This window comes from Candidatus Hydrogenedentota bacterium (genome assembly GCA_012523015.1).
Classification (GTDB): Bacteria; Hydrogenedentota; Hydrogenedentia; order Hydrogenedentales; family CAITNO01; genus JAAYBJ01.
Genome location: JAAYJI010000091.1, coordinates 1 through 8,427 on the forward strand (window position 1 = coordinate 1; position 8,427 = coordinate 8,427).

Consider the following 8,427-nt stretch of genomic DNA (forward strand, 5'->3'; position numbering starts at 1 on the left):
GGTCGCTCCCCGTGCGGGAGCGTGGATTGAAACCAGAATCGACATTTCAGTTCTCCTTTCGGCGCGGTCGCTCCCCGTGCGGGAGCGTGGATTGAAACCAGAATCGACATTTCAGTTCTCCTTTCGGCGCGGTCGCTCCCCGTGCGGGAGCGTGGATTGAAACGACTCTGCGCAAGAGCCAGTCTAGAGTATCGATCGTCGCTCCCCGTGCGGGAGCGTGGATTGAAACTTGTATTCTCGCGCTTCCCTGGGCGGACCCAGTCCGTCGCTCCCCGTGCGGGAGCGTGGATTGAAACATGCGCGTCATGGCCACGGCCTCGCGCGATGCAGTCGCTCCCCGTGCGGGAGCGTGGATTGAAACCACGGCAAGCTAAAGATTGGTGGGCATATTCCAGTCGCAACCCGCGCGGGTGCGTGTTGCTCGCTGCTTCCCAACTTTCCAGTTGTGAACCCAATAGGTCGCGAAATTTCATTTCGCACGGTTCCGCAAAGGCGTGATCGTGCAAGCAATCTGTGGCGCGTGTCCATGCCCCGCGCTGCCGGTGGCGGCGGGCAGGCGGCGGTGCAATCCCCGATCAAGGCTACAGACTCACGTCGCCGCAACACCCCACGCTCACGCTTTGACGCAACACCTGTAGGGGCGAGATTTATCGCGCCCTAGGATCTACCCGATGGACCGGATGGACCCGGTGGACAGAATGGACAGGATGGACAAGATGGACGAACATGGGTAGGCGAATCGACGTGTATACTGCGGCGCCTCAATGATAAAAACGCCTCGGGCGCGATGAATCGCGCCCCTACACCGGACAGTTCTTCGCCTCACGGAGCGCACAGATGGCGCTGTCGGTGGCGGTGCAGGCGGCGGGGCAATCCGTACTTCTTGCTCTATACCCGCGTCGCCGCATCCCCTGTAGGGGCGAGATTTATCGCGCCCTAGGATCTACCCGATGGACGAACGTGGGTACACGTGTCGACGTGTATACCGCAACGTCTCAATGATAAAAACACCTCGGGCGCGATGAATCGCGCCCCTACACCGGACAGTTCTTCGCCTCACGGAGCGCACAGATGGCGCGGACCGGATGGACTGGATGGACGAACGTGGGTACGCGAGTCTGCGTGTATAACGCAAGGCCTCAATGATAAAAACACCTCGGGCGCGATGAATCGCGCCCCTACACGGGACAGTTCTTCGCCTCACGGAGCGCACAGATGGCGCGGACAGAATGGACGGGATGGACGAACGTGGGTAGGCGAATCGACGTGTATAACGCAAGGCATCAATGATAAAAACACCTCGGGCGCAATGAACCTCTGCCTCGGGTCTGCCCTATGGATCGGAGTGCGCTATGTTTCACCCCGTCCTCAAGGGGCAGTAGTGTCTCCCTGGTTATTTCAGCACCTTGTTTATTTTCGTGAAAGCTTTTCTCAAGGCATAGGCTTTGATACAATTTCTTGTAAATGATTCGGTTAGTCTGTCGGAGCCGATTATCACGGTGCTGGAGATTCCTGCGTGATGTTTCTTTGTTGGAGCGTAGGCGCCTGTCCTATGCGTCCCTGCCTGCGGTATACGATGGAGCCCGATCACGAACTCTACTGAAAGGAGTTGTTGATGATCCGTTTAAAGAGCGCTTTTGTATTCCTTAGTCTTGTACTCGTCTTGTCTATGCCCGTCGTTGCGGAGAGCCTTGCCGCGAAAAGTTTGGCGCAATTAGAAAAGAGCAAAGCAGTGTCGGCGGAGGTTTGTGATTTTGTTGTTTGTGCTGACCCTCAGCCTGGCGGCTTCCTGGGTACGCCCAAAATTTTCCTCGATATGATGGACGAATGGAACCTCCTCAATCCTGATCTCATCGTGTGTGCAGGAGACATGATCATGGGCGGTCCGGCGGCAGAGATCGGTCCCATGTGGGATGAATTTTTAGGGAACGTGGAAAAGCTTAACGCGCCCTTTTTTGCCACGCCCGGGAATCATGATATTAACGAAGAAGTCGAAGTGATGCGCGTTTACGAAGAACGGGTCGCCCCTTTATATTATGCCTTCACGCGCGGCAATACGCTCTTTGTCATTTTGAATACGGAAGAGCCGGGCCATCCGGACGGCTTCTCCGAAGAACAGCGGGATTGGCTGCGCGATACCTTAGCGAATAATCCGGCGGAACATATCTTCATTTTCTTGCACGTACCCTTCTTTGCCCTTAACTGGGAACGCGATTGGCAGCCTACTGCTGACATCATCCAAGGTTATCCGGTTCGTGCAGTCATTTCAGGACACGAACATTACTATCGCGACTATGGCGAAAAGGATGGCGTCCGCTACATTATTTGCGGGAGCGCCGGCGGCGGCTTTCGTGAGCCTGAAGAAGAAGGCGGTTTTTTCTGCTATCTTTGGGTGAAAGTGCGCGGTGAAGAATATACGATCTCCTTAATCAAACCGGGCGCTGTGTTTTCTGCGGACTTGGTGACCGATGCCGGTGTGAAACGGCTCCATTCGATACAAGCGATGATAGAGCGGGAGCCCATTGCGCATCCTTGGAACCAAGCTTTCGATCAACCCGTTACCATGACGGTGCATAATCCTTTTGACACGCCGTTGAAGATGGAATTGCGCTGGACCTGTCCGCCTCAATGGCAGGTGGAAGATCTGGTTTGGAAGGTGTCGGTCGCGGCCGGATCGCAGGAGAGCCAAACAACGGTCATGAAACATGCCGGCCCTGATTTCTTTCCTGTTCCGTCGTTGGAGGGGGTTGTTGAAGATCCTGTTACGGGAAAAACGATTGCTCTGAACAGGGATGTGGATCTCGCTCCGACCGTGGACGTACCGAGAGCAGCGCAGCCGGTAATTCTTGACGGCGACCTCTCCGAGTGGAGCCATGCGCCCTGCCTGCCCATGCGTTATGGCGTGAGCTATGACCCTGCCGATACCGATGATTTAGAGGCCTGCGCCCGGGTCATGTGGGATGATGACTATCTGTACATTGCCGTTGAAAGTGAAGACAACGAATTTCATCAGCCCTATTATGGGGATGTGGTTTGGATGGCGGACAGCGTGGAACTGTGGATTGAAAATTCCAATTGGAGCTTCAGTCTCACGCCGCGGGACCCGCAGGTTTTTTCGCATGATCTTCCGGACAAACATCTGGACGTCATTACCACGGCCGTTTCGCTTGGCGTCGTTCAAGAAGGCCGACGTATTATTTATGAAGCCGCCTATCCCATCAAGGAGCTCTATCAAGTTGACTTTGTGCCGGGATCAAGCTTTGGCTTTTCCATTTTGGTCAACGATCTGGATCCCTCCGGACCTGTGATCAAACGGCATTATGCAGAATTAACGCCTGGCGCAGGCGCCCATTTCGCGTGTCCGAAATATAACATGATTCTGAAAGATTGATGAGCCGCCGCCGTGTGTGCGCCGTTTACGTTGCTTGATCGAAAGTCTGCACTATGAGCAGAAAGAAGGAGCGGGTCATGATTGTCAATGCCTTTACCATGAAGCTTAAAGAGGGTAACAAGGAAGAATATCAGCGGCGACACGATGCGCTCTGGCCAGAATTGTCGGCGGCGCTGCGTGCTTCGGGCATCCTCTTCTATTCTATTTTTCTTGAAGAGGCAACAGGGACGCTCTTCGCCTTTCAACAGCTGACCGAGGACAACACAACGGATTCTTTGGCGTCCCTCCCGATCATGCAAAAATGGTGGGCGTCTATGAAAGATCTGATGGAAACGAATCCGGACAATTCACCGGTCGCTGTGCCTCTGCAAGAAGTCTTTAGGCTTGAGGCGTGACGGGGCGGGGTCGCGGCGCTTTAATCTTCTTGCTCCTTGATGCTATCCAAGACAATGGACTTTTCGATGAGCATGTAGGGGATGGCATCTTGGATGATGTATAAGACTTTTTCGTCTTGTCGGATCAGGGCGGCGTCGATATTGTCTTGAACCACTTCTCCACCTCGGTTGCGCAGTGTTCCCTTGGCTATTGCCTCATTGAGTTGTGCCAAAATTTCCGGCGTCGCTTCGTGTAGGGGGCTTCTGTTTTCGGGGCAAACCAGTATCTTTAATAATTCGGGATCAACCATATCTCTAGGCTTCCTTTTTTATTTTGTTTCGAGCGTGCAGCCTTACTGCAACAGGGCGATCATACGGGGGTGATCTTACCGAGAACCACTGATTCGGAGGCGCCGGTTGCTTGGGGCACATTGGCGGGCGTACCGCAAATCGTTTCGTTGCCGAGAATGGCGAAGGCAATGGCTTCCCGTGCATCATAAGAAATGCCGATGCGGTCGCTGATATAAATTTTAACCTCTGGCAAGGCATTTTTGAGCCGCTGCATGACTGCGTTATTCATGGCGCCGCCGCCGCTTACGATCATGTGAGACACTTCGTAGTTGGGCATGATGTAGTTTTTATAGGCATCGGCAATACTTTGCACGGTCACTTGTGTTACTGTCGAGACGAGATCTTCATAGGCATGATCCCGTCGATTTGCCAGCGCATCGCGGAGATAGACATCTACGCCGAAACGTTCTCTGCCGGTGCTTTTGGGCGGGTCTTTGGTGAAATAAATATCGCTTAATAAATATTCCAAAAATTCGTCTATGACGTTGCCTCGGTTGGCCGCTTCTCCGTCTTCATCGAAGGCGAGTTTTCCGCGGCTGAGCAGACGCACTGCGCCATCAATGGCGATATTTCCGGGCCCGGTGTCAAAGGCGAGTATGTCTTCAAAGCGCGGGGTAACGGCGGTTAAATTTGCGATACCTCCAATGTTGAGGCAGACGACGGTCCGGTCGTTTCTTCGAAAGAGCAGCCAATCCGAATAGGGTACCAAGGGCGCGCCTTGTCCGCCAGCGGCCATGTCTCGAACGCGGAAATCTGATACGACGGGCAGTTTGGTGCGCTGAGCGATTACGGCGGCTTCACCGATCTGCATGGTGCCGATCTGTTTATCCTCACCTGTTCCCGGGGGATAGTGGCCGATAGTATGGCCGTGAACGGAAATAAAATCAGGCTCCACCTCATTGTTGTCTGCAATATCCATCATGGATAAGCAGGCATCTGCCATCAACTCTCCAAGTTCGAAATTGAGGAGGCACACTTCTTTGGCTGTCAAGTGTTCGCTCAGAAGTCGCAGCCGCAGATCATTGTCATAGGGAAAGGATTGGTGGGCGATCAGCTTCATGGCCAGCCCCGGCCCTGTTCCTTTGATACGCACCAGAACCGCATCAATGCCGTCACAGGAAGTACCGGACATGAGGCCAATGATGAAACGTGCTTTTTTGTTTCGAATTGCTTCTAGGTTCATTCCATTGTCCTTTCTAGGTCAGCATGGGGAAAATAGTGCGCCGCAATGGCAGCGAAATCTTTTCCTGCCGATGCCATACCCCGAGCACCGTATTGACACATACCTACGCCATGACCACGCCCGCCGCCTGTAAAAGTATAGACAGCAGGTGAAGTTCCGTTCATCACAGTCTCTATTATAACCATCGCACTGGGCAATCCTCCAAATGCTTGACGAATATTCAATTCACCGGTGAGCGTGATCGAATCTTTTTCGCCTACAATGGTCAGCGTTTTGAGTCTGCCGCTGACGCCGCGCGCGCCTTCTTCTATACGCAGTACAGTACCTAAATTATGCCGTTGGTTTACAATCTCTGTCAATTCGGAACGAGAATAAGATTTTTGCCAACGGTAGCCTGCGCTGTCTCCTGCACACCACGCATCGGGCGCGGTGGTCAACCATGTGCGCAAGTTTTGGGCGGGCGATATGGAAGGTGAGTTTGTGCGCAGATCAGATTTCCCGCGTAATACTGGATCCGGAGGCCCGCTCCAAACATTGTCGTTGTTCTCTGTCCAGCCTCCGCAGCACGAAGAAAAGACAGCGCTGATATATTTATTTTGCGCGACCAATGCCATGCCCTTTGTTTGGGCGACTGCGGCATCGCTTTGCACGGCATGTCCACTAACACCATTATAGGCTCTGCAACTCTCGAAGATCGTAAAATCAAAACCTTCCAATTCATATTTGCCTGCCATGCTCGCGTAGATTTCGCTGCGTGCGACGATGGCTTGTGCTTTCAGCGCCTCTAAAGGCCAAGATGCGGGCATCTCGGCTGGCACGACGCCGCGCAAATACTCTTCTACCGCCAGGGTGCCGTAGACTTCAAGATCCCGACCATAGCCCACCGTAATTTCGAGGGGTCCATGGAAGAGGCGGTTTCGCTGATTACTTTTCCAATAGGCATCAGATAGATTCATAATTTCGATGGGCGCCGTGCAGTGTATTTTTAAGGGGGCGGTCAGCGTCAGGGGCTTGCTTGTGTTTGTTCCTTGAAGAGTGAAGGTGCAGGAACCGGGCAGTACCCGTTCACTACGGATCCAGGGACGGATGGGGTCGTCTTGCATGCTTTGTGCGAGTGCCGTCGCATCGGCTTCTTTGTCGAAACGTGCAATGGCGATCCAGTAAACACGGTTATCAATGATTCTGCCCGTGCCGGTTCGGAACCGTTTCCCCAAGGTCTTTATTTGCGGGGTATAGCCGCGTTGACGCCAAAGCGCTATAAAGGCATCCCGTTGCACTTCGTCGCCGGGTTGAAAAGATTTTTTAAAAACATAAAAATGTTGTCTTGCCGGCTGTAAGTTCTCCGCGCGCAAGGTCCATGTTCCCGCTTCCAAGGGATAGTGGGAAGCGCCCGCTTCCAAGCTGCCCGCCGCCGTTGTCTTGAACGTGACGGCATCAGGCAACACAGCGTATCGCATGCGCACTTGTGCGTGCGCCGATGACACGGTCTCCTCCGATTGCGCCATTGCGGCCGCTGCTGCCATAGACAAACCAAGCATCAACATCAGGGCGCTTGCATATTGTTTTTGAAGCTGTGAGCGATTATTTTTAAAGAACATTAAGCCTCCGCCGCTCCTTCGTTGAGCGCGTCTCGCAGCTTCCCCTCATGTTTGTCCAATAGGGCTTTTGATTCGTCATGGGACAGGTTTCTACACGCCATGAGTATGGCAGCGGCGATGTGATAATTGCTCTGTGCTAAAAATGCAGCCCCTTCCGCTTCGCTTATTTGTGAAATATCCGCCACGATGCGCGCCGCACGCCGGCGCAGTTTATCATTGGCGGGAATCATTCCGATCATACGTCCTTTGTAAACATATCCGGATTGGGTGAAGGCTCCTGTAGTGATCATGTTGAGCGCCATCTTTGCAGCGGTTCCTGCTTTTAGTCGTGTTGAGCCTGCTAAAATTTCCGCGCCCGTCTTGAGGGCAATGAGCAAGTCGCATAGAATGGGCGCGCCGGGGTTGCTCGTAATGAGCGCTGTCCGTGCCTTGGAAGCACGGGCAACGGATAGGACTCCTTCCACGTAGGGGGTTGCTCCGGAAGCGGCAATACCGATGACAAAATCACGGGCGCTGATTTGGAGCGCTTCCGCTTCTGCGGCGCCCTGTTGACGGTCGTCTTCCGCACCTTCCACGCTGTCGCGCAATGCTGTGTCGCCGCCGGCAATCATTCCATGCACCCGTTCGGGTGATACGCCGAAGGTGGGCGGACATTCAGAAGCGTCCAATACGCCCAAGCGCCCGCTTGTACCGGCGCCTGCGTAGAGGATACGTCCACCGCTGCGTATGCTGTCTGCGGCATAGGTTATCGCACTGCCTATCGCCTCATGGGCGGCACCGACTGCTGCCGCGGTGGTTTCGTTGGCGCGCTGCATGACTGCTACCAGCTCAGCCGTGGTTAATGTGTCAATGAATTGGCTTTGATCCAGCGCCTCTGTGTCGGGCAGAGGCGCGGACTGTGGTGAGGCAGCCGGTTCCTTCACGAATACCCAGTCCGGAGCGATACGCGTTTTTGCCGTGGTGTAAAGGGCTTCTGTTCCGCGCAAGGCACAGGGCATGGGCTGCATCGCTCCGGCTCTGTGAATGGCATCACGGAAAGCGTCGCGGTAGCGGGCGCAGTGATCCAGGAGCCCGCCATATTCATAAACCTGTACGTTAGGTGGGAGTCCGAGTCTTTTCTGCGCGCTGATGACCAAGGCAGCAAGGCGTTGGGCTTCTTCATCAATTAAGCATGCCGCCACAGGATCGCCTTGGGCGGCAGCTTCTGCCACGGTCAGGCTCAAGGCAGCAATGCTCCGTTTGGAATGGGCTCCTTCCCAATTTACGAAGGCTTCGAAATGTTTCAATCCGACCTGTGCGGGAAGGGATGTGGTCAATATCGTATCGCGCCCTACACCGTCAATAGCGCGGGCACAGGCACGGAGCGCGGCTTTGCCAATGGCATAGGAACTGCCTTCATCGCCGAAGAGGGTGCCTCGGCCGCCAAGACGCTGCGCCTTCGTGGAGATATTAGAAGCGAGGACGGCGGAGCCGGTTCCTGCAATGGCAAGTATGCCCGGCCCTGTGTGGCAATTGGCATACAAGAGGGGA

The 8,427-nt window shown here is 54.3% G+C and carries 6 protein-coding genes and 1 CRISPR repeat array; of the genes, 2 read left to right on the forward strand and 4 right to left on the reverse strand.

The window, feature by feature from the left end:
- Nucleotide 1 precedes the first annotated feature (1 nt).
- A CRISPR array of direct repeats spans nt 2-361; the repeat unit is 32 nt; unit sequence GTCGCTCCCCGTGCGGGAGCGTGGATTGAAAC.
- A gap of 1,254 nt (nt 362-1,615) precedes the next feature.
- A complete protein-coding gene (locus GX117_04200; GenBank protein NLO32545.1) occupies nt 1,616-3,391 on the forward strand; it encodes a hypothetical protein in 1,776 nt (591 codons plus the stop codon).
- A 77-nt stretch (nt 3,392-3,468) separates the two neighbouring features.
- The gene (rhaM, locus tag GX117_04205) at nt 3,469-3,786 is read left to right on the forward strand and encodes an L-rhamnose mutarotase (GenBank protein NLO32546.1); all 318 of its coding nucleotides are present in this window, start codon (nt 3,469-3,471) and stop codon (nt 3,784-3,786) included.
- A 20-nt stretch (nt 3,787-3,806) separates the two neighbouring features.
- Here the strand turns inward: rhaM and GX117_04210 are convergent, their stop codons facing one another.
- From GX117_04210 to murQ, 4 genes are all read right to left on the reverse strand, one after another.
- Nucleotides 3,807-4,076: a hypothetical protein gene (locus GX117_04210; protein ID NLO32547.1), complete on the reverse strand. Its 270-nt coding sequence runs from the start codon at nt 4,074-4,076 to the stop codon at nt 3,807-3,809.
- Between the two features lie 59 nt (nt 4,077-4,135).
- Nucleotides 4,136-5,299: an anhydro-N-acetylmuramic acid kinase gene (locus tag GX117_04215; GenBank protein ID NLO32548.1), complete on the reverse strand. Its 1,164-nt coding sequence runs from the start codon at nt 5,297-5,299 to the stop codon at nt 4,136-4,138.
- Nucleotides 5,296-6,897: a SpoIID/LytB domain-containing protein gene (locus tag GX117_04220; protein NLO32549.1), complete on the reverse strand. Its 1,602-nt coding sequence runs from the start codon at nt 6,895-6,897 to the stop codon at nt 5,296-5,298. The genes GX117_04215 and GX117_04220 overlap by 4 nt, the downstream gene beginning before the upstream one ends.
- A partial coding sequence (gene murQ, locus GX117_04225; GenBank protein NLO32550.1) for an N-acetylmuramic acid 6-phosphate etherase occupies nt 6,897-8,427 on the reverse strand: 1,531 nt, incomplete at its 5' end. The genes murQ and GX117_04220, both read right to left, overlap by 1 nt.

Bases quoted from the DNA above. Each gene is read 5' to 3' on its own strand.
- GX117_04200 (NLO32545.1), top strand. From the start codon at position 1,616: ATGATCCGTTTAAAGAGCGCTTTTGTATTCCTTAGTCTTGTACTCGTC.
- rhaM (NLO32546.1), top strand. From the start codon at position 3,469: ATGATTGTCAATGCCTTTACCATGAAGCTTAAAGAGGGTAACAAGGAA.
- GX117_04210 (NLO32547.1), bottom strand. From the start codon at position 4,076: ATGGTTGATCCCGAATTATTAAAGATACTGGTTTGCCCCGAAAACAGA.
- GX117_04215 (NLO32548.1), bottom strand. From the start codon at position 5,299: ATGAACCTAGAAGCAATTCGAAACAAAAAAGCACGTTTCATCATTGGC.
- GX117_04220 (NLO32549.1), bottom strand. From the start codon at position 6,897: ATGTTCTTTAAAAATAATCGCTCACAGCTTCAAAAACAATATGCAAGC.